Origin of the sequence: Amycolatopsis sp. NPDC058986 (assembly GCF_042741125.1) — a bacterium.
In the GTDB taxonomy this organism is placed as follows: domain Bacteria; phylum Actinomycetota; class Actinomycetes; order Mycobacteriales; family Pseudonocardiaceae; genus Amycolatopsis.
This window is the reverse complement of the sequence record NZ_JBHYJW010000006.1, coordinates 126,230-152,951: the sequence shown is the minus strand read 5'-3', so window position 1 is coordinate 152,951 and position 26,722 is coordinate 126,230. Positions and strand designations below refer to the sequence as shown.

Below are 26,722 nucleotides of genomic sequence, written 5' to 3'. Positions count from 1 at the left end.
TTCCTTCCGTTCACTGCCGTTTCACCGACGGCCAGATCTCCGGCCACGGCACCTTTCTGCCTTCGTACCGCCACACCAGCCCGTCCACGACCGGGGTCACGCGGTCGAAGTACGGCCGTAACAACTCCGGGTCGAATCCCACGAAGACCACACTCGTCACCGATTCCGGCGGCCGGTCGAAGCACCAGTACCCTCGGTGTCCACTGTAGACATCCGGGACGCCGTACTGCCTGCCGTAGTACTCGACGGCCGCCGCCATCGGGTAGATCTCGGCGAACACCGCGGTGTGTTCCCGTTCCCCGGGCGGCAGGCCGGCATACAGCTTCCCGATCTGCTCGCCGAGTTGGGCCTGCGGCAGCTCGCCGGGCGCGAAAACGCTGCCCAGCGGCAGGAAACCGATGCTGGTCTTCGCCATCGTCGCCGGGAAGACCGGAAGAGCGGAGACAGTGATCACGGCCGAGAGCACGAACACCGGCCAGACCACCGCGCGCCACCAGCGCACCAGGTTCCGCCGCGTCAGTTCGGTCGCCGCGGCCGCGAACGGCAACGCGAGCACGCTGAACACGTAGTACGAACGTCCTTGTGCCACAGCGAAAGCGACGATCACCGCGAGCAACGCGACGCCGAGAAACCGATACGCGCGCAAGTCCGGCGAGCGCAGCAGCCGCCAGAAACCGTACAGCAACGCCAGCATCCCGGCGCCGATGCCCGCGCTGGTCAGCACGTCGCGGAAGAAGGCCCCGTAGCCAGGGAATTCGGCGGCCACGACGTCGCTCATCCGCGCGTACGGCCAGCCGTGCGTCGCCTGCCAGAGCAGCGTCGGAATCGTCGCGATCACCGCGATCGCACCACCGAGGTACAGCTTCGGCCGGGTCAGCAGTTCCCGCGGCCCGAACACCGACGCGCTGAGCAGCACCAGCGCCCACAGCGCCGGGATGAGGAACTTCGTCTCCAGCGAAACCGCCGTCACCACACCGGCCCAGACGAGCAGCCCGTCGCGGCGCGTGCGAACCCAGCGGACCAGCAGCCACACGACGACCGTCCACAGGAACGGGTCGAGCGTGTACGTCGCGATCCAGTGGCTGAGGATCACGAGCCCCGATGTCGCGTACGCACCTGCGGCCATCGCTTGCGCGGCCCGTCCCCCGCCGAGCTCCCGCGCGATGAGCGCCGTGACGACGACACCCGCCGCGGCGGCCAGCGTCACCGGCAGCCGCAGCGCGATCAGCGAGCCGGGGAACAGCGCGTCCATTCCGCCTGCCAGCAGCGGGACGAGCGGTGGCTGGTCGAAATACCCCCAGGCAGGATGATCTCGACCGGCCACCAGGAAATACAGCTCGTCGAACCCCCTGGCGTACCGGCTGCTGGTCACCAGCAGCACGCCGCCCGCGAGCGCCGCGATCACCAGCACGGGCACCCGGGCGAATCCGGGCAACGGCGGCGTCCCGAGTCGTGTTCGGACGGTCTGCATCTCCCTGGCCCCTCTCCCTCGCCGGTACCGCCAGTCCACCGCGCCGGGCGGGGTGCGGATAAGCGGGCAAGGAGGGTGATCACGGCGACGAAAGTTGCCGATCCCGTCGCGAGTCGCAACTTTCGTCGGCATCGGGATCGCCGCGGATGCGGATCGGGCGCGCCGGGACACGCCAGCCGTTACCGTGACGACGTGGCGGAGAGAGCGGGGCACCGGCCGTTGTGGCCGAGTCGGAGCGACGGCTTCTGGCTCGTTTTCGCCGCGCTGGCCTTCTGCGGCCTCGACGTCGTGATGTACATCTTCGACCCGCCCACGACGGGCGCGCTCGGCCCGGCGGCGGGGCTGGTCCTCCAGCTGATCTCGGACCTGTCGCTGATCCTGTTGTTCCGGTTCCCGGCGCAGGTCGCGGGATTCGTCGTCGTGGTGGCGCTGCTGATGCTCGCGTCCAACCTCTTCACCCCCGGCCTGCTCGTGCCGGTGGATCCGGTGGTGACGTCGCGGACGGTGCCGACCATCACGCCGGTGGTGCTCAGCCAGCTCGCCAAGGTGCTGGACCGGCGAACCGTGCTGATCGTCGCCGGGATCCTCGCGGTGATCGCGACCCGGCCCTGGCAGCCGAGCTGGAACATCACGCCGTTCGGCCTGCTCAGCACCGCGCTGCCCGCCGTCGTCTCGCTGTACTTCGAGGCGCGGAAGCAGCTGCTGCGTTCCCTGCGCGACCGCGCCGAGCGGGCCGAACGTGAACAGCATCTGCTCGCCGAACAGGCCCGCGCCGAGGAACGGCGACGGCTGGCGAGCGAGATGCACGACGTCGTCACCCATCGCTTGAGCCTGATGGTGCTGCACGCCGGCGCGCTCGGCGTGACCTCGCAGGACGACGCCGTGCGCGGTGCCGCCGAGGACATCCGCCGGGAAGGGGCCCTCGCGCTGGACGAGCTCCGAGATCTCGTCGGCGTGCTGCGCAACGGCGCGAACCTCGACGCGCGCACGCTCAGCCCCGCGCCGACCGGCGATCCGGCGACGCTGGCCGAGGAATCGCGGTCGGTGGGCGTGCCGACGGAGCTTTCGGTGACCGGCGATCCGTCGCAGCTTTCGCCGACCATCGCGCGGACCGCGTACCGGGTCGTGCAGGAGGCGCTGACGAACGTCCGCAAGCACGCGCCCGGCTCGTCCGCGACGGTGGACCTGCGGTATCACACCGGCGGGCTGGAGGTATCGGTCCGGAACACCGCGGCGGCGTCCCCGCCGGATCCGGCGCTGGCGGGCAAAGGCTCCGGCGCGGGTCTCGCCGGGCTCCGCCAGCGGGTCGAGCTCATCGGCGGGCGGTTCGACGCGGGCCCGGTACCCGGCGGCGGGTTCCGGGTCGGTGCGATACTGCCCGCCTACGTCCCGACGACGGAAGGCGCGCACAGTGATCCCGGTGGTCGTGGTCGATGACGAGCCGATGGTCTGTGCGCATCTCCGCTCGATCCTCGGCTCCGCGGACGACATCGACGTCGTGGCACAGGCGCAGGACGGCGCGGAGGCGGTCGAGGCGGTGGTCCGGTACCGGCCGCGCGTGGTGCTGATGGACCTGCGCATGCCCGGTGTCGACGGGTTGACCGCCATCGAACGCATCGCGGCCCTGCCGGACGCGCCCGCGGTGGTGGCGCTGACGACGTTCGACGCCGACACGTACGTGATCCGGGCGCTGCGCGCGGGCGCGGCCGGGTTCCTGGTGAAATCGACGCCGCCGGAGGATCTGATCGGCCTGGTCCGGGTGGCGGCGGACGGGCACACCGTGCTCTCGCCGGAAGCCGCGCGGCGGCTCGTCGCGTTGTCGTCCGACGGCCGCCAGCGCGGTGAGGACGCGCGGCGCAAGACCGCCGGGCTCACCGAACGCGAGACGGATGTGCTGGCGTGCCTGGGCGAAGGACTGTCCAATGCGGACATCGCGGCGCGGCTGCACCTCGCCGAGGCGACCGTGAAGAGCTACGTGTCGCGGATGCTGGTGAAACTCGACTGCACGAACCGCACCCAGGCGGGCCTGCTCGCCCACGAAGCCGGTCTCGTCCCCCGTTGAGAGGCTCAGGCCGAGACCGGGGTGTTTTCGCGGTCGTAGGCGTCGCGGGCGCGTTCGACCTCGCCCATGTGGCTGCGGGCCCAGCGATCCAGCATGTCGAGCGGCTCGGAGAGGTTGCGCCCCAACGGAGTCAGCTCGTACTCGACACGCGGCGGGATGACCGGGTAGGCGGTGCGCGTCAGGATGCCGTCGCGGACCAGGCTGCGCAGCGTCTGGGTGAGGACCTTCTGCGAGATGCCGTCCACCCGCTTGCCGATCTCGGTGAACCGCAGCGGACCGTCGACGAGAGCGCCGACGATGAGCACCGTCCACTGGTCGCCGATGCGGTCGAGCAGCTGGCGGGTCGGGCAGTCCCGGTTGAACGGGTTCGGGCTGAGGTCCACGGCAACCCCTCCTCACTCTCCCAGAGAGAGTAACACCCCCGCGCGCAGGTCAGTGTGACGTCGCGGGTGCCATGAGCGCGGTGAACAGCACCCGCAGGTGCCCGCGCGCCCGGTCCCAGCGTGCCTCCAGCTCGGCCTGGTCCCGCGTGGCCCAGCTCGCGATGAGGATGCCCCGCACGACGTCCATCGCCGTGTACACCGCGTGCAGGAACTCCGGGTGTCCCGAATAGTCCGGCAGCAGCGCCTTCCCGAACTCGATCAGGCTGCTGGTGGCGATCGGTTCGACCAACGCCATCTGCCGCCGCAGTTCGGGGTCGGTGCGCGAAGCCACCCACAGCTCGACGGTCGCGGAGAACACCGGCCCCTGGTGCATCTCCCACAGCAGTTGCAGCGCGTCGCCCACCGGATCGGACGACGCGCGGAGCCGGTCCAGCTCGGCCATCGCGACCTGGGTGCGCTTGGCCGCCAGATGCCGGATCGCGGACGTCACCAGATCGGCCTTCGTCGGGAAATGGTGCACCTGCGCGCCGCGGGTGACCCCGGCCCGGTCCGCGACGCGGGTCGTCGTGGTACCGGAGTAGCCGTACTCGACGAGGCAGTCGACGGTCGCGTCGAGCAGGCGCGTCCGCATCGCGGCGCTGCGTTCCTCCTGGGTCCGTCCGGTCGATCCCCGTCGTGGCGCTGACATGCGCCTACTCTATGGGGCGGGCCGCACCCCGGTCGCGCTGGTCGCCGCGACCAGCCCGTCGACGCACCGCCGGATGAACGACGCGAGCGTCCGCCGGTACAGCCATCCCGTGCCGGGGATCTTCGCCGTGAACGCCGAATGCCAGTGGATTTCGGTGCCGCAGTCGTCCGGCGTCAGGTCGACGTCGGCGCGGTAGCCGCGCAGCGGCAGGCCCGAGCGCAGCGCGTACGAGAACCGGCGAGCCGGCACGAGTTCGACGATCTCCTCGCAGCTCTTGATCCGCCCGGTGCGGAAGAGGCGGAGCGCGCCGAGGCCCTCGGGCGCGTCCTCCCCTTCCCGGGTCAGGCGGAACGAGCCGAGCGGAGACCACTCCGGCCAGCTCGCTCCGTCCCTCAGCAGCGCGTAGACCTCCTCGGGCGACGCCGTCGTGTGACCCCGCACCGATATCCGCTGAATCCCCATCGGACCCTCTCCCTCGCCGTACCACATGGTACACGTACCATGTGGTACATGATTGCGGCAAGCGCCGATCCCCGGGCGAAGCTCCTGGAGGCGGCGATCGAGCACATCGGACGGCACGGCGGCGCGGACCAGAGCCTGCGGACCCTCGCCGGCGCGCTCGGCACGAGCCACCGGATGCTGATCTACCACTTCGGCTCCAAGGAAGGCCTGCTCACAGCGGTCGCGAGCGAGGTCGAGCGGCGTCAGCGCGAGGTGCTCGCCGATCTCCCGGCCGACGTCCCGATCGTCGAACTCGGCCGCCGGTTCTGGCGCCGGCTCACCGACGACACCCTGCGGCGTAACGAAAGACTGTTCTTCCAGCTCTACGGCCACGCGCTCGGCGGCACGCCGGGAACCACCGCATTGCTCGACGGCGTCGTCGACGACTGGCTGCCGCCGCTGACCGAGCTGCTCGCCCGCGCCGGTGTCCCGGAAGGACAGTGCGCGGCGCAGGCCCGGCTCTGCCTGGCCGTGGCGCGAGGCCTCCTGCTCGACCTCGTGACGACCGGTGACCGCCGTGCCGTCGACGAGGCGATGGACCTGTTCGTTTCGACGCATTTCGCGGCGTTCGAACAGGCGCGCTGACCTGCCCCGGCTAGGCTGGCTCGGATGGAGATGCTGCACCTGCGCTACTTCGTGGCCGTGGCCGAGGAGCTGAACTTCTCCGCGGCGGCGCGCAAGCTGCACATGGCCGCGTCCCCGCTGAGCCAGCGCATCAAGGACCTCGAACACGAACTCGGCCGGCAACTGTTCGACCGCAGCACGCACCACGTGACCCTCACCCCCGCCGGGAACGCGCTCCTGCCGATCGCGCGGGACATCCTGGAGCAGGTCAACTCGATCCCGTGGCGGCTGCGGGAGGCAACCAAACCGCAGCGCAGCACGCTGTTCCTCGGCATACCCGCCGGGGTGCACCCGGATCTGCGCGAGCGGGTCAACGAGCTGGCCCGGCGCTGCGGCGACCGCTACGAGCTCAAACGGTGGCCGGGCAGCTCGGCCGATCTCGTCGCCGCCGTCCACGACGGAAAGCTCGCGTTGTCGGTGGTACGGCTGCCGGTCGCGGATCCCGCGCTGGACGTGCTCACGGTCATGTCCGAACGCCTGGGCGCGGTGGTGCCCGCCGACCGGTTCGCCGGGCGGGATTCGGTCAGCCTGGCCGAACTGTCCGAATTCGCCTATGTCGCCTCCCCGGAGGAAACGCGGCCCGCGTATTTCGAACAGCTCGACCACGAGCTGACGTCGCGGGGCATCAAAAAACGTATCCGGCTGACCAACACCGGCTACGGCGGCGTCACCGAAATCATTTCCAGTGAAAAGGCTTTCTCGGTTTCGATGCTCGACGAACGCAGCCCGATGCACGGCTACCGGCTGGAGAACGTGACCGTCCTCCCGTTCACCGACTTCCACCCCCAGCTGGACACCGGGCTGATCTGGCGTGCCGACCGCGCCGACGGCGGCGATCTCGAAGAGCTGATCGGCATCGTCCACGACGTCTTCGGCGACCCCATCGCCCACTGAGATTCGCGCGCACAATTCGCCGAAACTGCGTCCACCAATGGTATGACCGCTGCGATCATACCATTGTTCGCCACTTGATCATTCCGTTTTCCCGAATGCGCCACTAACTTCGAAAGCAGAGAACGAAGCAAGGCGCAGGAGGAGAAATGACGGACGGCACGACGAAGGCGGGCCCGCTCGACGGGGTCCGCGTGATCGACCTCTCCACCGTGGTCATGGGCCCGTACGCGGCGCAGATCCTGGGCGATCTCGGCGCCGACGTGATCAAGATCGAGTCGCCTGCGGACACCGTCCGAAACGGACGGTACCGCACCACACCGGGCATGACCCCGCTCAACCTGAACGTCAACCGCAACAAGCGAAGCGTGGCATTGAACCTCAAGGACGACGCGGAACGCGAGCGCGCACTCGAACTGATCGACGGCGCCGACGTCCTGATCACCAACATGCGCCCCGGCGCACTGGCCCGGCTCGGCATGACCTACGAGGACCTCGCCGATCGCAACCCCGGCCTGGTCTACGCCCACGCCCAGGGTTTCCGCGGCGATTCGGACCGTGCCGGGAACGCCGCCTACGACGAGACCGTGCAGGCCGCGTCCGGGCTGGTCGACATCGCGAACCGCGCGCTCGGCAAGCCGGTCTACCTGCCGACGATCCTCGGCGACAAGGTCTCTTCGCTCACCATCGCCTACAGCGTCCTCGCCGCGCTGGTGCACCGGAACAAGACCGGCGAGGGGCAGTTCGTCGAGATCCCGATGACCGACACGTTGATCGCGTTCAACCTCGTCGAACATCTCGCCGGGCACGTGTTCGAGCCACCGCTGGCCGCCACCGGGTTCCCGCTGTCGATGTCGCCGGGTCACCACGCGGTGCGCACGAAGGACGGCCTCGCCTGCGTGATCCCCTACAACCCGCAGAACTTCCGGGACTTCTTCCACGCCGCCGGGCGCCCCGATCTCGCCGAGGACCCGCGCGTCAACGGTCCCGCCATCGACTCCGCCGACAACGAAGGCCTCGCCGAACTGATCGACGAGTGCGCCCCGGCGCTGACCACCGGGGAATGGGCCGAGGTGTGCGCCAAGCACAGCATCCCGATGGCCCCGGTGCTGGAACTGGATCGCGCGCACGACGACGAGTACGTCCGCGAAGGCCACCTGCTCGACACCGTCGAGCACCCGACCGAGGGTCCGATCCGGACGGTCGGCATCCCGGTGCGGTTCTCCGCGACCCCCGCCTCCGTTCGGCGCCTGGCACCGACGCCGGGCCAGGACACCGAAGAAGTCCTCCGCGAGCTCACCGCTCGCTGAGGTTCGCAGGAAGAAGAAAGCCATGAGCACCAACGAAGTGCGCACCGAACGGATCGGCCCCACCCTGCTGATCACGATCGACCGGCCCCGGGCACGCAACGCGGTCGACGCCGCCGTCGCCGCCGGGCTGGCCGCCGCACTGGACCTGCTGGAAACCGACCCCGGGCTGCGCGCGGGCGTACTGACCGGCGCGGACGGGACGTTCAGCGCCGGGATGGACCTCAAGGCCGCGCTGCGCGGCGAATCGCCGGAGATCCCGGGACGCGGGTTCGGCGGGCTGACCGAGGCCGCGCTGACCAAGCCGCTGATCGCCGCGGTCGAGGGCGCCGCGATGGGCGGCGGGTTCGAACTCGCGCTGGGCTGTGACCTGATCGTCGCCGCCGAGGACGCGACGTTCGGCCTTCCCGAGGTCAAACGCGGGCTGGTCGCGGCGGGCGGCGGCGTCATCCGGCTGCCGAAGCGGGTCCCGCACCACCTGGCGATGGAGTTCCTGCTGACCGGCGAACCGGTGAGCGGCATCCGCGCCGGGGAACTGGGCCTGGTCAACCGGGTGGTCCCGGCGGGCGACGCCGCGGCCGTCGCGCTGAAGCTGGCCGGACAGCTGGCGGGCAACGCGCCGCTGGCGCTGGCCGCGGTGAAGAAGATCGTGCGTGCCGCCGACGGCGTGCCGGACGCCGACGCGTTCGCCGCGCAGCGCGAGGAAATGGGTCACCTGATGGCTTCGGCCGACGTCCGCGAGGGCATGCGGGCGTTCGCCGAGCGCCGCGATCCCGTGTGGACAGGACGGTAGAAACCATGAACCAGCAAGAAGTTCTCCAGCACGTCACCACCCCGTTGGTGAACCCGGCGTACGCACCGGTGGTCCCGCGGTTCACCGACCGCGAGTACCTCAACATCGTCTACCGCACCGACGCCGACGCGCTGCGCGCCGTCGTCCCGGAACCGCTGGAGATCGACGAGCCGCTGGTGCGGTTCGAGGTCATGAAGATGGGCGACGTCTCCGGTTACGGCCCCTACACCGAGTCGGGTCAGGCCATCCCGGTCACCTTCGACGGCGAACGCGGCGAGTACCTGCACGCGATGTACCTCGACAACTTCCCGGCCACCGCGTCCGGCCGCGAGATCAGCGCCTATCCGAAGACCGCCGGGTCGCCGAACCTCTATGTCGACAACGGCGCACTGGTCGGCACGCTCGACTACGGCTCGCTGCGGGTCGCGACCGCGACCATGGGCTACAAGCACTACGAGCTGGACGAGCGGGAAGCCGAGGCACAGATCACCGTGCCGACGTTCATGCTCAAGAAGATCCCGGGCTACGACGGCTCGCCGCGCGTCGCCGAACTGGTCCGCACCGAGATCACCGACGTCGTGGTCAAGGGCGCGTGGACCGGTCCCGCCCGGCTGCAGTTGTTCGAGCACGTGCTCGCCCCGCTGGCCGATCTGCCGGTCCGCGAGATCGTCTCCGCGAGCCACATTCTCACCGACCTGACGCTCGCCCCGGTCAAGCCGGTCCACGACTACCTCACGGGAGCGCGCTCATGAACACCGGATTCCGCACCGCCGCGGTGATCGGCGCCGGGACCATCGGACTCTCGTGGACGGCGTTGTTCGCCGGGCACGGGCTGACCGTGCGGGTCAGCGACCCCCGGCCGGATCTGGCCGAGGCCGTTCAGTCCGCTTTGGACGAATTCGCCCCGCATCTGGCCCAGCAGGGCTTGGCCGTCGAGGGCATCGCCGACCGGGTCGTCATCGCGGACGACGTCGCCGACGCCGTACGGGACGCGGACATCGTGCAGGAGAACGGGCCGGAGAACGTCGACTTCAAAAAGGACCTGTTCGCCACGCTGGTCCGCGAGTCGCCTTCGCACGCGCTGCTGCTGAGCTCGTCGTCGGCGATCCCGGCGACCGCGTTCACCGGCGAGCTGGCCGACGCCTCCCGTGTCCTCATCGGACACCCGTTCAACCCACCACACCTGATCCCGCTGGTCGAGGTCGTGCCCGGTGAACGCACCAGTGACGAATCGGTGGCGGCCGCGGTGGACTTCTACCGCCTGGTCGGCCGCACACCGGTGGTGGAGCGCAAGGAAATCCCGGGCTTCGTCGGCAACCGGCTGCAGAACGCGCTCAGCCGTGAAGCGATCTACCTGGTCGAACAGGGCGTCGTCACGCCGGAGGATCTGGACGAGGTGATGACGAACTCGCTGGGCATCCGCTGGGCCACGGTCGGGCCGTTCCTCGGCTCGCACCTGGGCGGCGGCCCCGGCGGCTACCGGCACATGGCCGAGCACATCGGCAAGTCGATGAAGAAGATGTGGGACGGCCTCGGCAGGCCCTCGCAGAGTCCCGAAGAGCAGGAACGGCTCATCGAAGCCGTCGAAAAGGCTTACGGCTCCTCCACGTACTCGGAACTGGCCGAGGCGCGCGACCGCAGGCAAATCGCCGTTCTGTCCGCTTTGGACAGTGTCCGCAAGGAGGAGAACTGAGATGACCACCACCGTGGAACCGCTCGAAGACCAGCTGACCGCCGACTTCTACGACTACGAAGCGCTGCTCCCGGACGACGAACGCAAGGTGCTGCTCAAGGTCCGCGACTTCATGCGCACCGAGATCAAGCCGCTGGTCAACGAGGCGTGGGCGAAGGGCGAGTTCCCCCGCGAGTTCATCGGCAAGTTCCGCTCGCTCGACCTGGCGGGTCTGGCCTACGAGGGCTACAGCGAGTACAAGCCCGCCGCGAGCAACCTGCTGATCGGCATGACCGCGATGGAGATGTCGCGTGTGGACGCTTCGAGCGCCACCTTCTTCGGTGTCCACAACGGACTCGCGATGTACAGCATCAAGGCGGGCGGGAGCCGGGAGCAGCAGGACCGCTGGCTGCCCGCGATGGCGGCGATGGACAAGATCGGCGCGTTCGCGATGACCGAGCCACTGGGCGGATCGGACGTCGCGGGTGGCATGCGCACCACGGCACGGCGCATATCCAAAGAAGGTGACGGCGACACCTGGATCCTCAACGGTGCCAAGAAATGGATCGGCAACGCGACCTTCGCCGACCTCGTCGTCGTATGGGCACGGGACCTCGACGACAACAACGTCAAGGGATTCGTCGTCGAGCAGGGCACGCCCGGCTTCAGCCCGGTCAAGATCGAGAACAAACTGGGTTACCGGATCGTGGAAAACGCCGAAATCACCCTCACCGATGTGCGGGTTCCGGAGACGAACCGGCTGCAGAACATCAATTCCTTCCGGGACGTCGCGGAGATCCTGCGCGCCACCCGCGGTGGCGTGGCCTGGCAGGCGCTGGGCGTGATGATCGGCGCCTACGAACTGGCGCTGGCCTACGCGAAGGAGCGCAAGCAGTTCGGCCGCCCGATCGCGCGATTCCAGCTGGTGCAGGACAAACTGGTGCGCAGCCTCGGCAACATCACCGCCTCGTGGGGCATGCTGGTCCAGCTCGCGCGGCTGCAGGACGCCGGGATCTTCCGCGACGAACACTCGTCGCTGGCGAAGGCGTTCGTCACCTCGCGGATGCGCGAGGTCGTCGCGTGGAGCCGGGAGATCTTCGGCGGCAACGGAATCGTGCTCGACTACGACATCGCGCGGTTCTTCAACGACGCCGAGGCGATCTACTCCTACGAGGGCACCCGCGAGATGAACACCCTCATCGTCGGGAAGTCGATCACCGGGCAGAGCGCGTTCGTGTGAGCCGTTTCACCGCGAAGCCGCCCCGGATGTCCGGGGCGGCTTCCGGCTTGGGAAATCGGTGTCGCGCGGTGCCGGACCGACCTAGAATGATCTTTGTTCGACCGCGTCACCGAGGAGACCGTATGACCACCCGCCCGTTCCGTTTCGGCGTCAACCTGCTCACCAGCGATTCACGAACCGAGTGGCAGGCCAAGGTACGACAGGCCGAGGATCTGGGCTATCACGTGCTCAACGTTCCCGACCACCTGGGCAGGCCCGCGCCGTTCCCGGCGTTGACGGCGGCCGCGGAGGTCACCACCACGGCACGTCTGGGCACCTATGTACTGAATGCCGGTTTCTACCGTCCGGCCCTGCTCGCGCGGGAAGCCGCCACGGTCGACCTGCTCAGTGACGGCCGCCTCGAAATCGGCCTCGGCGCGGGCTACGTCCAGTCCGAGTTCGAAGCCGCGGGTCTCCCCTTCCCGAGCGCGGGTGAGCGTCTGGACCATCTGGTGCGGACCGTGACCGAGCTGCGCGCCCTGCTCGGCGCGGACCACCAGCCCGCGCCCGTCCAGCGCCCGGCGCCGCCGATCATGATCGCCGGACAGGGAAAGCGGCTGCTGCGCGCCGCCGCCCAGCACGCGGACATCGTCGGCATCGCGGGCGCCCTGCCCCTCGACGACAACGACACCGGACACGGCGCGCTGGCGGAGAAGATCGAACTCGTGCGTTCCGCCGCCGGCCCGCGCGCGGCGGACCTCGAACTGAACCTGCTCGTCAAGGCCGTCGCCCGGGACGCCGCGGCGATCGATTTGTCCTTCCAGCGCAGGTTCGCCCCGGACCTGTCGGACGAACGGCTCCTCGCGCTGCCCGGCGTCCTGTGCGGCAGCCCTTCTGCGATCGTCGAGACCCTGCACGAATACCGGGAGAAGTACGGGATCACGTATTTCACGGTGCTCGAGTTCCACAGGGACGCCTTCGCGGAGGTCATCGCGCAGCTGCGGTGAGCCGGACGGCGCCGGGAAGCCTTCAATCCTCGTCCATTCAGGGCCTTTCGGCCAGTTTTCGATGTCCGGAAAGCCGGTGCCGCACCCTGGGAAGCTGCCTAAGATCGTTCTCGGGGATGTCCGCAGACCAGAGGAGAACGTATGTCCGCCCGTCCATTCCGTTTCGGCGTGAACATGGCCATCTGCGAATCGCGCGCGAAGTGGCGGGACAAGGCACGGCGCGCGGAAGATCTTGGCTACGACGTGATCCAGGTGCCCGACCATCTCGGCCTTCCCGCGCCGTTTCCCGCGCTGGCGGCGGCCGCGGAGGTCACCACCACGGCTCGCTTGGGCACCTATGTGCTGAATGCCGGCTTCTACCGTCCCGCCTTGCTCGCCAGGGAAGTCGCCACCACCGACCTCCTTGTCGACGGACGGCTCGAACTCGGCCTCGGCGCGGGCTACGTCAAGGAAGAATTCGACGCCGTGGGTCTCCCCTTCCCCAACGCGGGGGAACGCGTGGATCACCTGACACACACCGTGACCGAACTGCGCCGCCTGTTCGCCGACCACCAGCCCCCGGTGGCCCAGCAGCCCGGCCCGCCGATCATGATCGCCGGAACAGGCCCCAGGGTGTTGCGCTTCGCCGCCGAGCACGCCGACATCGTCGGCATCGCGGGTGCCCTCCCCCTCGACGACAACGACACCGGGCACGCCGCGCTGGCGAAGAAGATGGAACTCGTGCGCGCCGCGGCTGCTCCGCGCGAGACGGAACCCGAACTGAACCTGCTCATCCAGGGCGCCTTCCCGGACGCCTCGACGGCCGACCTGTCCTTCCAGCGCCAGCTCGCCCCCGGCCTGTCCGACGAGCGGATCCGAAAGCTCCCCGGCATTCTGAGCGGCAGCGCTTCGGCGATCGCCGACACCCTGCGCGAATACCGGGAAACCTATGGACTGACGTATTTCTCGGTGGTCGAGCTCAGCATGGACACCTTCGCGGAGGCCATCGCGCTGCTGCGGTGAGCCGCGGCCCGCTTTCGTGGTCCGTGAATGCCCCATTGAGGGACTCTGAGTCCCTCAATGGGGCATTCACGGTAGGTGTGGGGGTGCGGCTTTGCTGGTGGGCGCTTCCCCGGGGCGCGTGTCGCGAACGCTCCCGTTCGGGACGTTCATCGTCGGCAACGGAGCGTTCGCGACATCGGGCGATGGAGTCGGCTCGTGCGCGGCCAGTCCGAGGGACGCCCTAGGTGCATCCACCGCACCCAGGGACGCCCTTGTCACACCCCAGACCAGCGCACCGAAGGCGTCCTACAACACCTCCGGCAACACACGGCCCCAGCACCCTTAGCGAGAAAACCTCAATGTGGCATTCACGGACTTGGCAATCCGGCTTCGCGGCGTGCGAGGTGCGAGCTGTCTACTGTGGTCGCCGGTACACGAGGACGAGTCTCCTCGAAGGCATCGTGACCGGTCAGCATGTAGTCCTCTGTGGACAGAACCGACCACGGAGCCCACTTCACTCGTTCGTGTCGCACATATGTTCTATCGGCGCGGTATGATGGTGGCGTGTCCGGGAATCTGTCCACTCTGGAACCGTCGCAGGAGCTGTGGCGGCGATCCGGTCGTGAACTCGCCGACGAGGTGCGTACGCGACTGAAGTCCCTGTGGCGCTTGGACGCCGAGCTTGGCCAGTTCCTGATGGAGATCGAGTCGCGTGGTGTGTCCGAGCTGTACGGGTATGGGTCGACAGCGGCATGGTTCGCGCACATGGCACGAATGTCGCGCGGTGAAGCCAAAAAATACCTCGACCGAGCCCACGGACTGAACCCCGGCCGCAACATCGACGGTACCGAACTCCCCGCCACCGCACCAGCAACGCGTGCCGCCGCACTCGACGGTGAGATCGGCCCGCACCACAGCGACCGGATCCTCCACTTCCTGAAGAAGGCCCCCAGCTTTGTGTCCGACGAGGACAGAAGCAGCGCCGAGAAAATCCTCGTCGAACTCGCCCGCCACGCCACACCACAGGAAGTAGTCAAGGCCGCCGACGAGATCCTGGCACGGATGGACCAGGACGGAAAAGAACCAAAAGACCCGGACCCGCCGGAACGGAAGCCCGAGTTACGACTGCGGCAGCGCAAGGACGGCTGGTACGACATCGACGGACAACTCGACCCCATCACCGGCACCCGCCTCAGCACCATCCTCGACCCGCTGGCCACACCACGGCCCGCCGGGGAAGACAGGTGGCCGGATCTGCGGTCACCGTCCCAGCGCTACGGGGAAGCCTTCGGCGAAGCCATCGCCATGCTCGCCAACGTGCCCGACGTCCCCGGCGGCAACCGCGCCCAACTCCTGGTCACGGTCACGCTCGAAGACTTGAAGTCGAAGCTGGGCACCGCGTGCCTGGACATGGTCAGCACCATCACCGCCACCGAAGCCCGCATGCTCGCCTGCGACTGCCACGTCATCCCCGCCGTCCTCAGCACCAAGAGCGAACCCCTCGACCTCGGCAGAGCCAAACGACTCGTCACCCCAGCACTACGAAAAGCACTGGTAATCCGAGATGGCGGCTGCGCCTTCCCCGGCTGTCACCGCAAACCCCGACACTGCGACGCCCACCACATAACCCTGTGGACCCACGGCGGACACACCATCCTCCGGAATCTCGTCCTGCTCTGCGGCGCCCACCACCGACTCCTCCACAAAGCCAACTGGACAGTCCGCATCGCCGAAGACGGACTCCCCGAATTCATCCCGCCCGACTACGTGGATCCGCTACGCACACCCCGAAGAAACAACCTTCACGTCCCCACCATCGTCTAGCGGATGTCTCGTAAAATGAACGATCGTGACGATTGTCTTGTCCGTACCGAACAGCGAGTCCGCGGCCGTCCTGCGGCTGCGCCCGTGGCGGCTGGACGACCTGCCGGCGCTGGTCGCGGCACATCGCGATCCGGCACTGCGTCGTTGGCTGGCCAACTCTCTGGCCGACGAAGCCGAGGCGCGACAGTGGTTGGCTGTACAGGCTGCCGGCTGGGATTCCGCGACGCGGTTCAGTTTCGCGGTGGTGGCCGAGGAGAACGACTACGCACCCGTCGGCCACGTTGTGGTGAAGGTGCGGACCGCCGGTGTGGCTGAAGTCGGCTACTGGACGACGGCCCAGGTCCGGGGGGCCCGGCTCGGCGGGCAACAGGCACGTGCACTCGCCGCCGGGAAGCTGACGAGGACACCAGGTCCTTGAACGACAAGCTCAAAGAAAGAAGCCCTGCACATAAGGATCTGCGAGAGCACGCATCTCGGTAGGTGACCCCGTGGCGACGGTGCGGCCATCACGCAGAAACACCATCTGGTCGGCGACCCCGGTTTCGGTCAGCAGCGTGACGTCGTGAGTTATGGTCAGCACGGCGGCACCGGTATCGGCGTAGGCGCGTAGAGCGGCCCACACCTCCCAGGCGGTGTCCCTGTCGAGGGACGCGCTGGGTTCGTCCACGACAAGGAGGTCGGGGCCGGGTAGCAAGGCAGCGGCCAGCGCGGCCCGCTGGATCTGCCCGCTGGAATGCTGGTGCGGATACAGATCGAGCACCTCCGCCGGGTACGACGCCGCCGCGCAGGCCTCCTCGACACTCCGGCCGCGATGCAGCCGTTGGCGCTCGTGTAGCTGCGCGCCAACGGTTTGCTCGGCCGCGAAGGCCGTGACCCCGAACTGCGGCACGAGGCCGACGGTTCCGGCGCGGAGCTGTCGCCACTGCCGCTCGTCTCGCACGGCCGTGCCGATGATGCGCACGTCCCCGGTGCTGCGCGCGGCCGAGGGAAGCTGACCCGTCAGCGCCGCGGCGACGATCGACTTACCGCACCCGGATTCTCCCAGCAGCGCGGTGATCCGCCCTGCCGGGACCACGAGGCGCACCGAGTCCAGGATCGTCCCGCTCCACCGGCCCGTGTCGACCCGAACGGTCAGATCGCTCAGCTCGGCGATCACACCCGGCTCATCGGTACTCGGCCGGTCGGAAGACTCGATGGACGCCGTCTTTTCCCACCGCGTCAGCGTATTCGGCGAAGTCCAGGTTCACCAAGGAAAGAGTGGCGTCGATCGACGCGAGTTCCGAGACCAGGGCACGGAAGATGCGGCCCGGTTCTTCTTCGTCGTCCAGATCGACGATGGCCACGCTGCGGTCTTGCGGGCGTTTCGCCGCCGACGCCATGGTGAGCCCGTCCGCAACGGCCAGGTAGGCATACTCGCCGCCGCCCGGGACGAGGGTGAGCAGCTGTTGCGTCGTCATGCCTTCGAAGTGCGGATCGTCGACTACCCGCACGTCCGTGAGCAGGCCCTCGGGAGCGTAGCCGCGAAGTAGCGCACACAACTCGCCCCAGGCCTGGGGATGAGTGAAATCGGTGCGGATCACGAGCGCGCCGTCACCGTCCGGGAGCATTTTCACTGGCCTCCGCCCTCCTGGTGACCGGCGCGCTGGTCGGCGCGACCTTAACCCCGCGGAGCGCGGAACCGGCCGATCCAGTGACCTTCGGGCAGCCAGAACTGCCTGACCGTCACCGCCAGGACGTTCAGTTCACGCAGCCCGCCGCGGAGCCGACCCGCGGCGAGGAGAGGGACGGCGGTTCCGCCGGAGTACTGGGCGTGCTGGTGTTGGCCACCGGCCGGACACCACTGCCGCCCTGGCTCCCCGTGCCCGAAGACGCGGTGACCGCCGGGGCGGCGAACGCCGTGCGCACGAATTCGCGCACCTGCGCCGGATCCACCTGGACGGCGTCGCCGTCGTAGGGCGTCGGCAGCGAAAGGCTTTGCACCGGGATGGTGGCGAAGCCGATCGAACCCGAGCTCAGCCCGCGCAGCTGACGGGCGAAGCTCAGCACGTCCCAGCCCTTGTCGAGCACGACCGAGCCTTGCACGGCCGACATCAGCGCATCCAGTTTGGCCGGGTTGGTCAGCGTCCCCGCGCCGAGGACCTTCTTGGCCATGCTGGACAGGAACGCCTGCTGCCGGGCGATCCGGTCGAGATCGCCGTTGGGCAGGTCGTACCGCTGCCGGACGAAGGCGAGTGCCTGCGCGCCGGACAGGGTTTGCGGACCGGCGGAGAAGTCCGCGCCGGAGTGGCTCTCGTGCACCGGCGCGTTGAGGCAAACCTCGACGCCGCCGACGGCGTTGCTCAGCGCGTAGAAGCCGGCGAGGTTCACGGCGGCGTAGTGGTTGATGGTGAGCCCGGTGAACTGTTCGACGGTCTGGATCGCGCTCTTCGCCCCGGCCTCGTTGGCCTGGACTTCCAGCTGTGGCCCGGAAATCCCGCGCGCGCTCAGCGTGGACTTCGCGTTCGCCTTGGCCCGGCTGTACGCCGAATTGATCTTGTGCTTGCCCAGCCCGCCCGCGATGTCCACATAGGAGTCACGCGGGATCGAGATCGCCGTCGCGGCTGCCCCGCCCACCGGGATGTGCACCACGATCATGGTGTCCGTGGTGTCGCCGCCGTCGGTGTTGCTCCCCGCGTGCAGCGCGTCGAGCACGTTCTGCGGCAGCGGTTCGCCGTTCGCGTCGGTGCGCGAGTCCAGCCCGACCAGCAGGATGTTCTGCGCCGTCTGGAGCGGCTGGCCGATCTGCTCGGCCGGCACCCGGCCGGACGGGGAGATGACGTCGGCGGTCACCAACGACGCGTCGAGGCGGCTGAGTTGTGACCACGCGTAACCGGTGGCGCCGAGGACGAGCGTCGACACCACTCCCAGCGCGACGCGGCCACCGATGCGGCGACCCCGAGACGTGAGCAGCACGACGAACTCCCCTTGCCTTCCCTGACGCGGATTCCCGACCCCGCATTCGAGGATCACCGCGTTAGCTGGGAAGAACCTGAGAAACCTGTCGCAAACCCGTGTGGACCGCCCGCACAGCCCAATATCACACAACGCTGGGTAATCGACAAGGCACTCCGTGCCCGGAAACCGCCCGCCGTCAGCGCGGCATGCGGCGCCAGATCGCGCGCGGCAGCAGCCGCAGGACCGCGAACATCGGCCGCAGGATGCCCGGCACCCAGACCGTGCCACGCCCACGGCGAAGGGCGGCGACCGTCGCGTCGGCGACCTGGTCCGGAGTGCTGGAGAACGGCGCGGGCGACATGCCCTCGGTCATCCTGCCGATCACGAATCCGGGTCGCACCACCAGGAGCCGCACCCCGCTGCCATGCAGCGCGTCGCCGAGACCGCTCGCGAAGCCGTCGAGACCGGCCTTCGCCGAACCGTAGACGTAGTTGGCCCGCCGCACCCGCACCCCGGCGACCGAGGAGAACACGACCAGCGTGCCGTTCCCCTGCTCCCGCAGCAGGTTCGCCGCGTGAGTCAGCACACCGACCTGCGCGACGTAGTCGGTGTGGACGATCGCCGCCGCGTGTGCGGCGTCGGCCTCGGCCCTGGCCTGGTCGCCGAGGATGCCGAAGGCCAGCACCACGACGTCGAGCGGGCCGTGCTCGGCCGCGATCTTCGTCAGGAACGGCCCATGGGCGGCGAGGTCGTCGGCGTCGAACTCGGCGCAGGCCACGGATTCGGCCCCGGCTTCGCGCAGCAGGGCGCTTTCCGCCGTCAGCTCGGCGCTCCGGCGCGCGGCCAGCACGACGCGACGCGCGCCGCCCGCCACCAGCCGCCGCGCCACGACGAGGCCGATTTCACTGCGTCCGCCGAGGATCAGGACCGTTCCGCTCACGCCGGGCAGTCTGCCATTCCGCCGACCGGCCCAGCGGATCGGGCTGTGGTCCAGACCTCATCGGGCTACGAGGAGCGCAGGAGCCAAGTTCCTCCGAACGGCGGACTGACAGCAGCCGGTCGGCACGTTCTCATAGGAACCCCGGGTTTGTTGTGAGTCGCAACAAACCCGCGTACTGGACCGAGGGCTGACAAGGAGGTCACCCGATGCCCAGCCCGATCACCCTCCCCGCCCGCGTCGGAAGACGACGCTTTCTCCTGCTCATCGGTGCCATGACGGCCGCGGTGCTGATCACGCTCCCGCTGACCATGCGGGCGCAGGCCGCGCTGCCGCCACCGCCGTCCGGCTGGACGCAGGTCTTCGCCGACGACTTCGACGGCGCCGCGGGCAGCAAGGTCAACCCGGCGAACTGGCAGTACACCACCGGCACCAGCTACCCCGGCGGCCCGCCGAACTTCGGCACCGGCGAGGTCGAGACGATGACCGACAGCACGAGCAACGTCGCCCTCGACGGCCAGGGCAACCTGCGGATCACCCCGGTGCGCGACGGCGCCGGGAAGTGGACGTCCGGCCGGATCGAGACGGTCAGATCCGATTTCCAGCCGCCCGCGAACGGCACCCTGCGCGTCGAATCGCGGCTCCAGATGCCCAATGTGACCGGTGACGCGGCCAAGGGCTACTGGCCCGCGTTCTGGATGCTCGGCGCGCCGTTCCGCGGCAACTGGTGGAACTGGCCGGGCATCGGCGAGTTCGACATCATGGAGAACGTCCAGGGCCTCAACAACGAGTGGGCCACCGTCCACTGTGGAGTATCACCTGGCGGGCCGTGCAACGAGACCACCGGCATCGGCGGGCAGCACGTGTGCCCCGGCACCGCCTGCCAGGCCGGCTTCCACACCTTCGCGCTCGAATGGGATCGCGGCGTCAACCCGCAGCAGCTGCGCTTTTACGTCGACGACGTCAACTTCCACACCGTGCGCCAGGACCAGGTCGACGCGACGACCTGGAAGAACGCCACCGATCACGGCTTCTTCCTGATCCTCAACGTCGCGATGGGCGGCGGGTTCCCCGACGCGTTCGGCGGCGGACCGACCGCGGCCACGAAGTCCGGTGTCCCGATGGTCGTCGACTACGTCCGCGTCCTCTCCCGCGGCGGTGGGGCGACGACCACGACGCCGACCACACCGCCGAATTCCGGTACGCGGGACGCCTACGGCCGGATCGAGGCGGAATCGGCCGACACGCTGACCGGGCTGAGCACCGAACCGAGCGCCGACGCCGGGGGCGGGCAGAACCTCGCGCAGGCGAAGAACGGGCAGTGGGCGCTGTACCGGAACGTCGATTTCGGCGGTACCCCGGCGAGTCAGTTCAACGGCCGGGTCGCGAGCGGCGCGGGCAACGGCGTCAGCGGGCTGGTCGAAGTGCGGCTCGACAGCGCCACGGCCGCTCCGATCGGTAGTTTCGCCATCGCCTCCACCGGCGGCTGGCAGGCATGGAGAACCGTGCCGGCGAACATCACCGGCGTCACCGGAAAGCACGACGTGTACCTCACGTTCACCAGCGGCCAGCCCGCCCCGTTCGTCAGCCTCAACTGGTTCACCTTCGGGCACTGAAGACGAAGGAAACAGCAATGTCCACAAAGCACAGTCCACAGCGCACCGGACGGCGGCTGCGCCGCGCGTTCGCGGCGATACTCCTGCTTGCCGGTGCCGTCGCCGTCGCGACCCCGCAGGCACAGGCGGCAGCGGGCCAGTTCCCGTTGACACTCAAGAACAACACCGGCGGGAAGTGGAGCGACGCCCAGGTCCACGTCACGATTCTGGGCATGCCGGAGCCCGGCGGAAAATGGCACTACCTCAAACCCGACGGCACGTTCACCCCGATCAACCACAACGACGAGACCGCGCCGGGGCACCTGACCAAGAAGGGCCGGAACTACGCGAACATGTCGTTCACCCTGGCCCAGGCGTCGACGGTCACGATGCCGCCTAGCGTATACGGCGGCCGGATCTACCTCTCGCTCGGTTCGCCGACGTACCTGCCGATCGCCGCGGACGACAGCGGCTGGGGCGGCCCGGACCTGAACAACCCCGCCGATCCGAACGCCGACGTGTACCTCGACTGGTACGAGTACACCTTCGCCAACGGCAAGGCCAACTTCGGCGGGAACACCACACAGGTCGACATGTTCGGGTTCCCGATGACCGCGCGCCTGCAGCAGTCTTCGACCGGCTACGACCAGACGGTCGGCGTCACGGCGAGCCGCGACCAGGTGTTCTCCCGGTATTCCGGCGAGGTGGGCGCGGCGTTCAAACCGCTCGCCGGTACCTACCGGATCCTCGCGCCGAGCGCCTCGCCGCTGTTCTCCCCCGGTGGCGCGCAGGCGAACTATTTCCAGTCCACCATCGACCAGGCGTGGAGCAAGTACACGGGCGGGTTCACGCTGACCCGGCTCGGCCAGAAGTTCACCGGGAAGGTCTCCGGCGACACACTCACCTTCACCAAGGACGGTTCCGCGCCGCAGTCGCTCAAGAAGCCGACCACGAAGGACGTCGTGACGTGTTCCGGCGCGCTCGCTTCGCCGGGAATGAGCGGCATCGAACTCGAACTCGGCGCGGAGTTCTGCGCGGCCTTCAACCGGGGCGTCGCGCAGGACACGGCGAAGTGGTACACGCCTTCGGCGTATTACACCGGGGCAACGCAGAACGACTACGCGAAGTTCTTCCACTCCGTCGGCATCGATCACCGTGCGTACGGGTTCGCCTACGATGACATCAACGACCAGAGTTCGGTCAAGATCCTCGGCAACAGCAATCCGCCGAGTGCGCTCACGCTGAGCGTCGGCTGGTGAGCCGCGCGCCGGAGTGGCCGCCCGAGAAAGGGACGCCACTCCGGCGCGCCGGAATTCCCGGTGAATCGCCGGGAGAAACATAAAGGAACACCGCCGGGGAACACCGGCGACGTCAAGCCGCGTGCCGTCCGACACCGGCCAGGCGGGTCAATTCGCGACGCTCCGCCGCGGTCGTACCGCCGAACACGCCATGGTCCAGCCCGTTGCGCAGTGCGTGCGAAAGGCACTGCGCGCGTACCGGGCAGCGGGCGCACACGGCCTTGGCCTGCCGGGTCTGGCGAGCTCCCGGCCCGACCTCGGAGATCGGGAAGAACAGTTCCGGGTCCTCGTTACGGCAGGCAGCTTCGGCCTGCCATTCCGTCGTCATGGCATCCATTTCCGTCATTCACCTCCTCAGTTCATTGTCTTTTCGCGTCAACCGACTTCTCGAATCGCACAGACCCCGGCCACCACGGCGAGGCGGATTTCGCCGGGCGGGACGGGAGAGGCCGCCGAAGAGCGGCCCGAGTCCCAACGCACGGGCACCTGGTTTTACTCCCCCGGTCACGCTGTCGGCTCGGTCACCTTCCGCGCGAGCGCATCGTCCAGTGTCACCCGTACGAGCCCCGCTGCCAACCGGGCCAGTGCTTTTCCCTCGACCTTCCGGGCAAGCTCGGAGGTGTCCTGAGGCAGCCCCAGCTTCTTCGCGCCCTGTAACGCCTTCGTATCCAGCTGTGGCCGGAACTCCGGCCACACCTCCTGGACCTCCCTGGCGAAGATGGCCGCGCCCACCGGGCCGATGCGGGGGAATTCCGTGAGCCGGTCCCGCAGCACGTCGATGTCCCCGTCCGCCGCTTCGCGTACCCGGCGGAGGTCGCCGTGGTAGCGGTCGAGGAGTAGTTCCGCACCCTCCCCGAGAGCGGTCGCGGTCTGCTCGTCGTAACGCCGGTAGTGCGCGCGGCCCAGCGCGTCGACGCGGTCCTGCCAGCTCGCCTCCGCCATCGCCCGGGGCGTCCCGTACCCGGCCGCGTGCAGTTCCCGCGCCGCGGCGACCGCGATGTCGGCCTTGATCCGCGTCGAGAGCAGCAGCGAGAGCGTCAACAGCCGGTACAGCGGGGAAGGCTTGTCGGCAAGGTTGATCCCGGCCTCGGCGGCATACGTCCGGCCGGCCTCCCGCAGGAGCCGGTCCACCGTCTCCTCAGTAGTCATTCCGATCGGCTACCCGATGTTCCGCGCCTCATACACGTGCCGCGCGATCAGCCTTGACCAAATCGTTACCACCTGGCGGCCCGCTCACCGCACCTGTCAAGAGACAGGCGACACGCGGCGCGAGGGGACGGTGAGGGAACGCGTGCGTGCTGACGACGACTTCGACACGTTCTTCCGGGCCGAATTCCCAGCACTGGTGGGCTTTCTGTGCAAGATCGGCACCGAGGTGATCGTGGCGCGCGACGTGGCCGCCGACGCGATGCTGCTCGCCTACGAGTCCTGGTCGTCGATCGAGCACCCTCGCGCCTGGGTACGGGGCGTGGCGGGCAGGCTCGCCACCGAACGGGCCCGCTTCGACGCCGGTCCGCGGGCCGACTGGTTCCCGCCCGCCGAGCCCGCCGACGACAAGCTGGTCACGCTCGTCGCCCAGCACGCCGAGATCGTCGACCTCCTTTCCGTACTCCCCCGCCAGCAACGGACCGTGCTGGCGTGGCTGCTCGACGGATTCACCCCGGCCGAGACCGCGCAGGCGCTGAAGATCTCCCCCGCGACGGTCCGCTCCCACCGCAGGCACGCGCGGGAACGATTGAGACAGCGGTTCCCCGCCGCCCGGCGACCACACGACAAGAGGTGAGGCAGAGATGCCGGAAACCGCCTACGGCGATCAGGCGATCACCGAAGCACTGCGCACCGCGGACGCCGCACTGGCCGACACGCTCCACACCGGCGTCGACGTCGAGGGCGCGCTCCTCCGGCTGAAGAACCGCGCGCTGGTACGGGAACTGGCCTCGGCGGGCCGGCCCGCCGATCCCTTTCCGTCACACTGGCGCCTGCTCGACGCGCCGGTCGCCGACGCGATCGAGGGTGATCCCTTCGCGGTCGAACAGCTGCTGGCGGCGATCCGGCCGCTGGTCGTGCGGTACTGCCGAGCCAGGGTCGGCAGGCTGGAAAGGTCCTACGCCTCGGCGGACGACGTCGCGCAGGAGGTGTGCCTCGCGGTGCTCACGGCGTTGCCGACCTACCACGACCAGGGCCGTCCCTTCCTCGGCTTCGTCTATGGCATCGCGCAGCACAAGGTGGCCGACGCGCACCGCGCGGTGGCACGCAACCGCGCCGACCCGGTCGCCGATGTGCCCGAAGCGGCCGAGGCGGCTGTCGGGCCGGAACAGTACGCGTTGCAGAACGAGCTGAACGAGCGCATGGCCCAGCTGCTGAGCGTGCTGCCCGACCGGCAGCGGGAGATCGTGGTCCTGCGGGTGGTCGTCGGCCTGTCCGCCGAGGAGACGGCGGACGCGGTGGGCTCGACGCCCGGCGCGGTCCGGGTCGCCCAGCACCGCGCGCTGGCCCGGCTGCGGAAGATCCTCACCACCGGGACGCGCTGAGCCCGGTCAGGACCGCCGGGTGTCGCGCGAGACGCTCACCCGGTCGACGATGAACTCCGCGAGCGCCACCGCGGGTTCCTCCGCCGTTTCCCGGGACAGCAGCATGAACTCGATGTCCCCGGGGTCCGGCAGGCCGCAGTCCGGCGGCAGTTCGGCGAGATCGGCCGGGATGAGGCTGCGCGCGTGCAGGCTCACACCGAGCCCGGCGGTGGCCGCCGCGCGCAGGCCGGTCAGGCTCGAGGTCTGGCAGGCGGCCCGCCAGTCCAGCCCGGCGCGTTCGAGGCATTCCACCGCGATCTGCCGGGTGATCGACGGCATCGGGTACTGCACGAGCGGCACCGGCTGACCGGGCTCGATCACCGTCGCCGCGGAACCGATCCACACCAGGGGTTCGCGCCACAGCAGCCGTCCCCTCACCGCTCCCGGCCTGCGTTTGCCGAGGACGACGTCGAGCTGCCCGGCACCGAGCCGTTGAGCCAGCGTGTCCGACAGTTCCACGGTGAGTTCGACGTCGACGAGCGGATGACTGTGCCGGAGCCTGCGGAGGATGTCCGGAAGCTCGCCGAGCGCGAAGTCCTCCGACACCCCCAGCCGCACCCGGCCACGCAGCTCGGCGCCGCGGAAATGCCGCTCGGCGCGGTCCTCGGTGTCCACGATCGTCTGCGCGAAGCCGAGCATCGCCTGCCCGCGCGCGGTGAGGTCCACGGCGTGGGTGTCCCGCGCGAAGAGCAGCCCGCCGACCGCGTCCTCCAGCCGCCGGATGTGCTGGCTCACCGTGGGCTGGCCCACACCCAGCCGCCGGGCCGCGGCGGTGAAGCTGCGGGTCTCGGCGACCGCGAGGAACGACCGGCACAGGCGAGGATCCAGCACGCGGGAAGTTTATCGCGTTCCCCGATAACAGTCAGTGCGGTCATCGGGGTTCACAATGATCATTCGCGCGGCGAGAATGAACAGGGAAGGGAGATCCATGACCACCGTATTCGCGACGCTGACCAAGCCCCTCACCGCCGTGCTGGCCAAGCTCCGTATCGACCCGTTCATCGCGGGGATCCTGGCCACCGTGGGCGTCGCGTCCCTGCTCCCCGCCTCCGGCGTGGTCGCGCAGGGCTTCGGGGTGGCGACGAACATCGCGGTCGGGCTGCTGTTCTTCCTCTACGGCGCGCGGCTGTCGACGCAGGAGGCACTCGACGGGCTGCGGCACTGGCGGCTGCACACCCTGGTGCTGTGTGCCACGTTCGTGCTCTTCCCGCTGCTCGGGCTCGCCACCGCCGTGCTGTCACCGGGCCTGCTGAGCCCGGACCTCTACACCGGCGTGCTGTTCCTATGCGTCCTGCCGTCGACGGTGCAGTCGTCGATCGCGTTCACCTCGATCGCGCGGGGGAACGTCGCGGCCGCGATCTGCAGCGCGTCGCTGTCGAACATGCTCGGCATCGTGTTCACCCCGCTGCTGGTGGCGTTGCTGCTGTCCACCGACGGCGGCGGGATCAACGGCTCCGCGGTGCTCGACATCGTCCTGCAGCTGCTGGTGCCGTTCGTGGCGGGGCAGCTGGCGCGCCGCTGGATCGGCGACTGGATCACCCGGCATTCCGCGCCGCTCAAGATCTTCGACCGCGGCTCGATCCTGCTGGTCGTGTACACCGCGTTCAGCGCGGGGATGACCGAGGGCATCTGGCACCGGATCGACCTGCTGAGCCTGCTCGTGCTGGCCGCGGTGTGCGCGGTGATCCTGGGCCTGGTGCTCTCGGTGACCGGCGCGGGCGCGAAGCTGCTCGGCTTCGGCCGCGCGGACCGCATCACGATCCTGTTCTGCGGCTCGAAGAAGAGCCTCGCCAGCGGCCTCCCGATGGCGACCGTCCTTTTCGGACACGACAGGGTCGGGCTCATCGTGCTGCCGTTGATGCTCTTCCACCAGATCCAGCTGATCGTCTGCGCGGCGCTCGCCCGCCGGTACGCTCGGGAGGACGTGCCCGAACCGGACGACGCGCTCGTGCGCGCCGCCTGAGC

At 69.0% G+C, this 26,722-nt stretch carries 29 protein-coding genes; 18 read left to right on the top strand and 11 right to left on the bottom strand.

The features are described 5' to 3' along the window. Nucleotides 1-10: 10 nt before the first annotated feature. Nucleotides 11-1,471, bottom strand: coding sequence for a glycosyltransferase family 39 protein (locus ACFW0G_RS08285; protein ID WP_378324168.1), 1,461 nt, complete (start codon nucleotides 1,469-1,471; stop codon nucleotides 11-13). A gap of 192 nt (nucleotides 1,472-1,663) precedes the next feature. Between ACFW0G_RS08285 and ACFW0G_RS08280 the strand changes: the two genes are divergently transcribed. After that, complete coding sequence (locus ACFW0G_RS08280) at nucleotides 1,664-2,908, top strand: sensor histidine kinase (protein ID WP_378324167.1); 1,245 nt, start codon at nucleotides 1,664-1,666, stop codon at nucleotides 2,906-2,908. Further along, the gene (locus tag ACFW0G_RS08275; protein ID WP_378324166.1) at nucleotides 2,883-3,533 is read left to right on the top strand and encodes a response regulator; all 651 of its coding nucleotides are present in this window, start codon (nucleotides 2,883-2,885) and stop codon (nucleotides 3,531-3,533) included. The genes ACFW0G_RS08280 and ACFW0G_RS08275 overlap by 26 nt, the downstream gene beginning before the upstream one ends. A 5-nt stretch (nucleotides 3,534-3,538) precedes the next feature. Here the strand turns inward: ACFW0G_RS08275 and ACFW0G_RS08270 are convergent, their stop codons facing one another. The 3 genes from ACFW0G_RS08270 to ACFW0G_RS08260 form a co-directional block, all read right to left on the bottom strand. Continuing rightward, complete coding sequence (locus ACFW0G_RS08270) at nucleotides 3,539-3,916, bottom strand: winged helix-turn-helix transcriptional regulator (RefSeq protein WP_378324165.1); 378 nt, start codon at nucleotides 3,914-3,916, stop codon at nucleotides 3,539-3,541. A 49-nt stretch (nucleotides 3,917-3,965) separates the two neighbouring features. Continuing rightward, nucleotides 3,966-4,547: a TetR/AcrR family transcriptional regulator gene (locus ACFW0G_RS08265; RefSeq protein WP_378324273.1), complete on the bottom strand. Its 582-nt coding sequence runs from the start codon at nucleotides 4,545-4,547 to the stop codon at nucleotides 3,966-3,968. Between the two features lie 66 nt (nucleotides 4,548-4,613). Continuing rightward, nucleotides 4,614-5,066 (bottom strand): SRPBCC family protein, encoded by a 453-nt coding sequence (locus ACFW0G_RS08260; RefSeq protein WP_378324164.1) that lies wholly within the window; start codon nucleotides 5,064-5,066, stop codon nucleotides 4,614-4,616. A gap of 48 nt (nucleotides 5,067-5,114) precedes the next feature. On the opposite strand from ACFW0G_RS08260, the gene ACFW0G_RS08255 reads away from it, so the two are divergent. The 11 genes from ACFW0G_RS08255 to ACFW0G_RS08205 all read left to right on the top strand — a co-directional run bounded on the left by ACFW0G_RS08255 (nucleotide 5,115) and on the right by ACFW0G_RS08205 (nucleotide 15,841). Then, nucleotides 5,115-5,690, top strand: coding sequence for a TetR/AcrR family transcriptional regulator (locus tag ACFW0G_RS08255; protein WP_378324163.1), 576 nt, complete (start codon nucleotides 5,115-5,117; stop codon nucleotides 5,688-5,690). A 24-nt stretch (nucleotides 5,691-5,714) separates the two neighbouring features. Continuing rightward, nucleotides 5,715-6,623 (top strand): LysR family transcriptional regulator, encoded by a 909-nt coding sequence (locus tag ACFW0G_RS08250; RefSeq protein ID WP_378324162.1) that lies wholly within the window; start codon nucleotides 5,715-5,717, stop codon nucleotides 6,621-6,623. A 146-nt stretch (nucleotides 6,624-6,769) separates the two neighbouring features. Beyond that, nucleotides 6,770-7,930, top strand: coding sequence for a CaiB/BaiF CoA transferase family protein (locus ACFW0G_RS08245; protein WP_378324161.1), 1,161 nt, complete (start codon nucleotides 6,770-6,772; stop codon nucleotides 7,928-7,930). Nucleotides 7,931-7,952: 22 nt separating this feature from the next. After that, nucleotides 7,953-8,720 carry a crotonase/enoyl-CoA hydratase family protein gene (locus ACFW0G_RS08240; RefSeq protein ID WP_378324160.1) on the top strand — a complete coding sequence of 256 codons (768 nt, stop codon included), beginning with the start codon at nucleotides 7,953-7,955 and terminating at the stop codon, nucleotides 8,718-8,720. A 5-nt stretch (nucleotides 8,721-8,725) separates the two neighbouring features. Further along, nucleotides 8,726-9,472: an acetoacetate decarboxylase gene (locus tag ACFW0G_RS08235; protein ID WP_378324159.1), complete on the top strand. Its 747-nt coding sequence runs from the start codon at nucleotides 8,726-8,728 to the stop codon at nucleotides 9,470-9,472. Continuing rightward, complete coding sequence (locus ACFW0G_RS08230) at nucleotides 9,469-10,413, top strand: 3-hydroxyacyl-CoA dehydrogenase NAD-binding domain-containing protein (protein ID WP_378324158.1); 945 nt, start codon at nucleotides 9,469-9,471, stop codon at nucleotides 10,411-10,413. Before ACFW0G_RS08235 ends, ACFW0G_RS08230 begins: the two co-directional genes overlap by 4 nt. 1 nt (nucleotide 10,414) lies before the next feature. Then, nucleotides 10,415-11,632, top strand: coding sequence for an acyl-CoA dehydrogenase family protein (locus ACFW0G_RS08225; protein ID WP_378324157.1), 1,218 nt, complete (start codon nucleotides 10,415-10,417; stop codon nucleotides 11,630-11,632). 122 nt (nucleotides 11,633-11,754) lie between these two features. Continuing rightward, the gene (locus tag ACFW0G_RS08220; protein WP_378324156.1) at nucleotides 11,755-12,618 is read left to right on the top strand and encodes a TIGR03621 family F420-dependent LLM class oxidoreductase; all 864 of its coding nucleotides are present in this window, start codon (nucleotides 11,755-11,757) and stop codon (nucleotides 12,616-12,618) included. Between the two features lie 141 nt (nucleotides 12,619-12,759). After that, nucleotides 12,760-13,620, top strand: a complete 861-nt coding sequence (locus tag ACFW0G_RS08215) for a TIGR03621 family F420-dependent LLM class oxidoreductase (RefSeq protein WP_378324155.1) — start codon at nucleotides 12,760-12,762, stop codon at nucleotides 13,618-13,620. Between the two features lie 543 nt (nucleotides 13,621-14,163). After that, nucleotides 14,164-15,423 (top strand): DUF222 domain-containing protein, encoded by a 1,260-nt coding sequence (locus ACFW0G_RS08210; protein WP_378324154.1) that lies wholly within the window; start codon nucleotides 14,164-14,166, stop codon nucleotides 15,421-15,423. A 25-nt stretch (nucleotides 15,424-15,448) separates the two neighbouring features. Further along, nucleotides 15,449-15,841, top strand: a complete 393-nt coding sequence (locus ACFW0G_RS08205; RefSeq protein ID WP_378324153.1) for a GNAT family N-acetyltransferase — start codon at nucleotides 15,449-15,451, stop codon at nucleotides 15,839-15,841. Between the two features lie 9 nt (nucleotides 15,842-15,850). On the opposite strand, the gene ACFW0G_RS08200 is transcribed toward ACFW0G_RS08205, so the two are convergent. The 4 genes from ACFW0G_RS08200 to ACFW0G_RS08185 form a co-directional block, all read right to left on the bottom strand. Continuing rightward, nucleotides 15,851-16,579 (bottom strand): ATP-binding cassette domain-containing protein, encoded by a 729-nt coding sequence (locus tag ACFW0G_RS08200; protein WP_378324152.1) that lies wholly within the window; start codon nucleotides 16,577-16,579, stop codon nucleotides 15,851-15,853. 7 nt (nucleotides 16,580-16,586) lie between these two features. Then, the gene (locus tag ACFW0G_RS08195; RefSeq protein ID WP_378324150.1) at nucleotides 16,587-17,030 is read right to left on the bottom strand and encodes a DUF6924 domain-containing protein; all 444 of its coding nucleotides are present in this window, start codon (nucleotides 17,028-17,030) and stop codon (nucleotides 16,587-16,589) included. A 130-nt stretch (nucleotides 17,031-17,160) separates the two neighbouring features. Beyond that, on the bottom strand, nucleotides 17,161-18,375 hold the full coding sequence (locus ACFW0G_RS08190; protein WP_378324149.1) for an LCP family protein: 1,215 nt from the start codon (nucleotides 18,373-18,375) through the stop codon (nucleotides 17,161-17,163). Nucleotides 18,376-18,553: 178 nt separating this feature from the next. After that, nucleotides 18,554-19,297: an SDR family NAD(P)-dependent oxidoreductase gene (locus ACFW0G_RS08185; RefSeq protein WP_378324148.1), complete on the bottom strand. Its 744-nt coding sequence runs from the start codon at nucleotides 19,295-19,297 to the stop codon at nucleotides 18,554-18,556. A gap of 206 nt (nucleotides 19,298-19,503) precedes the next feature. Between ACFW0G_RS08185 and ACFW0G_RS08180 the strand changes: the two genes are divergently transcribed. Then, entirely contained in the window at nucleotides 19,504-20,910 is a 1,407-nt protein-coding gene (locus ACFW0G_RS08180) for a carbohydrate-binding protein (protein ID WP_378324147.1), read from the top strand. A gap of 17 nt (nucleotides 20,911-20,927) precedes the next feature. Continuing rightward, on the top strand, nucleotides 20,928-22,148 hold the full coding sequence (locus ACFW0G_RS08175; RefSeq protein ID WP_378324146.1) for a glycoside hydrolase family 64 protein: 1,221 nt from the start codon (nucleotides 20,928-20,930) through the stop codon (nucleotides 22,146-22,148). A gap of 112 nt (nucleotides 22,149-22,260) precedes the next feature. On the opposite strand, the gene ACFW0G_RS08170 is transcribed toward ACFW0G_RS08175, so the two are convergent. Further along, on the bottom strand, nucleotides 22,261-22,524 hold the full coding sequence (locus ACFW0G_RS08170; RefSeq protein WP_378324272.1) for a WhiB family transcriptional regulator: 264 nt from the start codon (nucleotides 22,522-22,524) through the stop codon (nucleotides 22,261-22,263). 167 nt (nucleotides 22,525-22,691) lie between these two features. Beyond that, nucleotides 22,692-23,336 carry an endonuclease gene (locus ACFW0G_RS08165; RefSeq protein WP_378324145.1) on the bottom strand — a complete coding sequence of 215 codons (645 nt, stop codon included), beginning with the start codon at nucleotides 23,334-23,336 and terminating at the stop codon, nucleotides 22,692-22,694. A 142-nt stretch (nucleotides 23,337-23,478) separates the two neighbouring features. On the opposite strand from ACFW0G_RS08165, the gene ACFW0G_RS08160 reads away from it, so the two are divergent. Beyond that, the gene (locus tag ACFW0G_RS08160; protein WP_378324144.1) at nucleotides 23,479-23,970 is read left to right on the top strand and encodes an RNA polymerase sigma factor; all 492 of its coding nucleotides are present in this window, start codon (nucleotides 23,479-23,481) and stop codon (nucleotides 23,968-23,970) included. Between the two features lie 196 nt (nucleotides 23,971-24,166). Further along, nucleotides 24,167-24,718, top strand: coding sequence for a sigma-70 family RNA polymerase sigma factor (locus tag ACFW0G_RS08155; RefSeq protein WP_378324271.1), 552 nt, complete (start codon nucleotides 24,167-24,169; stop codon nucleotides 24,716-24,718). 6 nt (nucleotides 24,719-24,724) lie between these two features. Here ACFW0G_RS08155 and ACFW0G_RS08150 read toward each other — a convergent pair whose 3' ends face one another. Further along, entirely contained in the window at nucleotides 24,725-25,588 is an 864-nt protein-coding gene (locus ACFW0G_RS08150; RefSeq protein ID WP_378324143.1) for a LysR substrate-binding domain-containing protein, read from the bottom strand. Between the two features lie 97 nt (nucleotides 25,589-25,685). On the opposite strand from ACFW0G_RS08150, the gene ACFW0G_RS08145 reads away from it, so the two are divergent. Continuing rightward, complete coding sequence (locus ACFW0G_RS08145) at nucleotides 25,686-26,720, top strand: bile acid:sodium symporter family protein (RefSeq protein WP_378324142.1); 1,035 nt, start codon at nucleotides 25,686-25,688, stop codon at nucleotides 26,718-26,720. Nucleotides 26,721-26,722: the final 2 nt, after the last annotated feature.

What these genes read in the sequence shown, in the direction of transcription:
- ACFW0G_RS08285 (WP_378324168.1), bottom strand. Translation starts at nt 1,471, where the DNA reads ATGCAGACCGTCCGAACACGACTCGGGACGCCGCCGTTGCCCGGATTC.
- ACFW0G_RS08265 (WP_378324273.1), bottom strand. Translation starts at nt 4,547, where the DNA reads ATGCGGACGCGCCTGCTCGACGCGACCGTCGACTGCCTCGTCGAGTAC.
- ACFW0G_RS08260 (WP_378324164.1), bottom strand. Translation starts at nt 5,066, where the DNA reads ATGGGGATTCAGCGGATATCGGTGCGGGGTCACACGACGGCGTCGCCC.
- ACFW0G_RS08255 (WP_378324163.1), top strand. Translation starts at nt 5,115, where the DNA reads ATGATTGCGGCAAGCGCCGATCCCCGGGCGAAGCTCCTGGAGGCGGCG.
- ACFW0G_RS08250 (WP_378324162.1), top strand. Translation starts at nt 5,715, where the DNA reads ATGGAGATGCTGCACCTGCGCTACTTCGTGGCCGTGGCCGAGGAGCTG.
- ACFW0G_RS08245 (WP_378324161.1), top strand. Translation starts at nt 6,770, where the DNA reads ATGACGGACGGCACGACGAAGGCGGGCCCGCTCGACGGGGTCCGCGTG.
- ACFW0G_RS08240 (WP_378324160.1), top strand. Translation starts at nt 7,953, where the DNA reads ATGAGCACCAACGAAGTGCGCACCGAACGGATCGGCCCCACCCTGCTG.
- ACFW0G_RS08235 (WP_378324159.1), top strand. Translation starts at nt 8,726, where the DNA reads ATGAACCAGCAAGAAGTTCTCCAGCACGTCACCACCCCGTTGGTGAAC.
- ACFW0G_RS08230 (WP_378324158.1), top strand. Translation starts at nt 9,469, where the DNA reads ATGAACACCGGATTCCGCACCGCCGCGGTGATCGGCGCCGGGACCATC.
- ACFW0G_RS08225 (WP_378324157.1), top strand. Translation starts at nt 10,415, where the DNA reads ATGACCACCACCGTGGAACCGCTCGAAGACCAGCTGACCGCCGACTTC.
- ACFW0G_RS08220 (WP_378324156.1), top strand. Translation starts at nt 11,755, where the DNA reads ATGACCACCCGCCCGTTCCGTTTCGGCGTCAACCTGCTCACCAGCGAT.
- ACFW0G_RS08215 (WP_378324155.1), top strand. Translation starts at nt 12,760, where the DNA reads ATGTCCGCCCGTCCATTCCGTTTCGGCGTGAACATGGCCATCTGCGAA.
- ACFW0G_RS08195 (WP_378324150.1), bottom strand. Translation starts at nt 17,030, where the DNA reads ATGCTCCCGGACGGTGACGGCGCGCTCGTGATCCGCACCGATTTCACT.
- ACFW0G_RS08180 (WP_378324147.1), top strand. Translation starts at nt 19,504, where the DNA reads ATGCCCAGCCCGATCACCCTCCCCGCCCGCGTCGGAAGACGACGCTTT.
- ACFW0G_RS08175 (WP_378324146.1), top strand. Translation starts at nt 20,928, where the DNA reads ATGTCCACAAAGCACAGTCCACAGCGCACCGGACGGCGGCTGCGCCGC.
- ACFW0G_RS08170 (WP_378324272.1), bottom strand. Translation starts at nt 22,524, where the DNA reads ATGGATGCCATGACGACGGAATGGCAGGCCGAAGCTGCCTGCCGTAAC.
- ACFW0G_RS08165 (WP_378324145.1), bottom strand. Translation starts at nt 23,336, where the DNA reads ATGACTACTGAGGAGACGGTGGACCGGCTCCTGCGGGAGGCCGGCCGG.
- ACFW0G_RS08145 (WP_378324142.1), top strand. Translation starts at nt 25,686, where the DNA reads ATGACCACCGTATTCGCGACGCTGACCAAGCCCCTCACCGCCGTGCTG.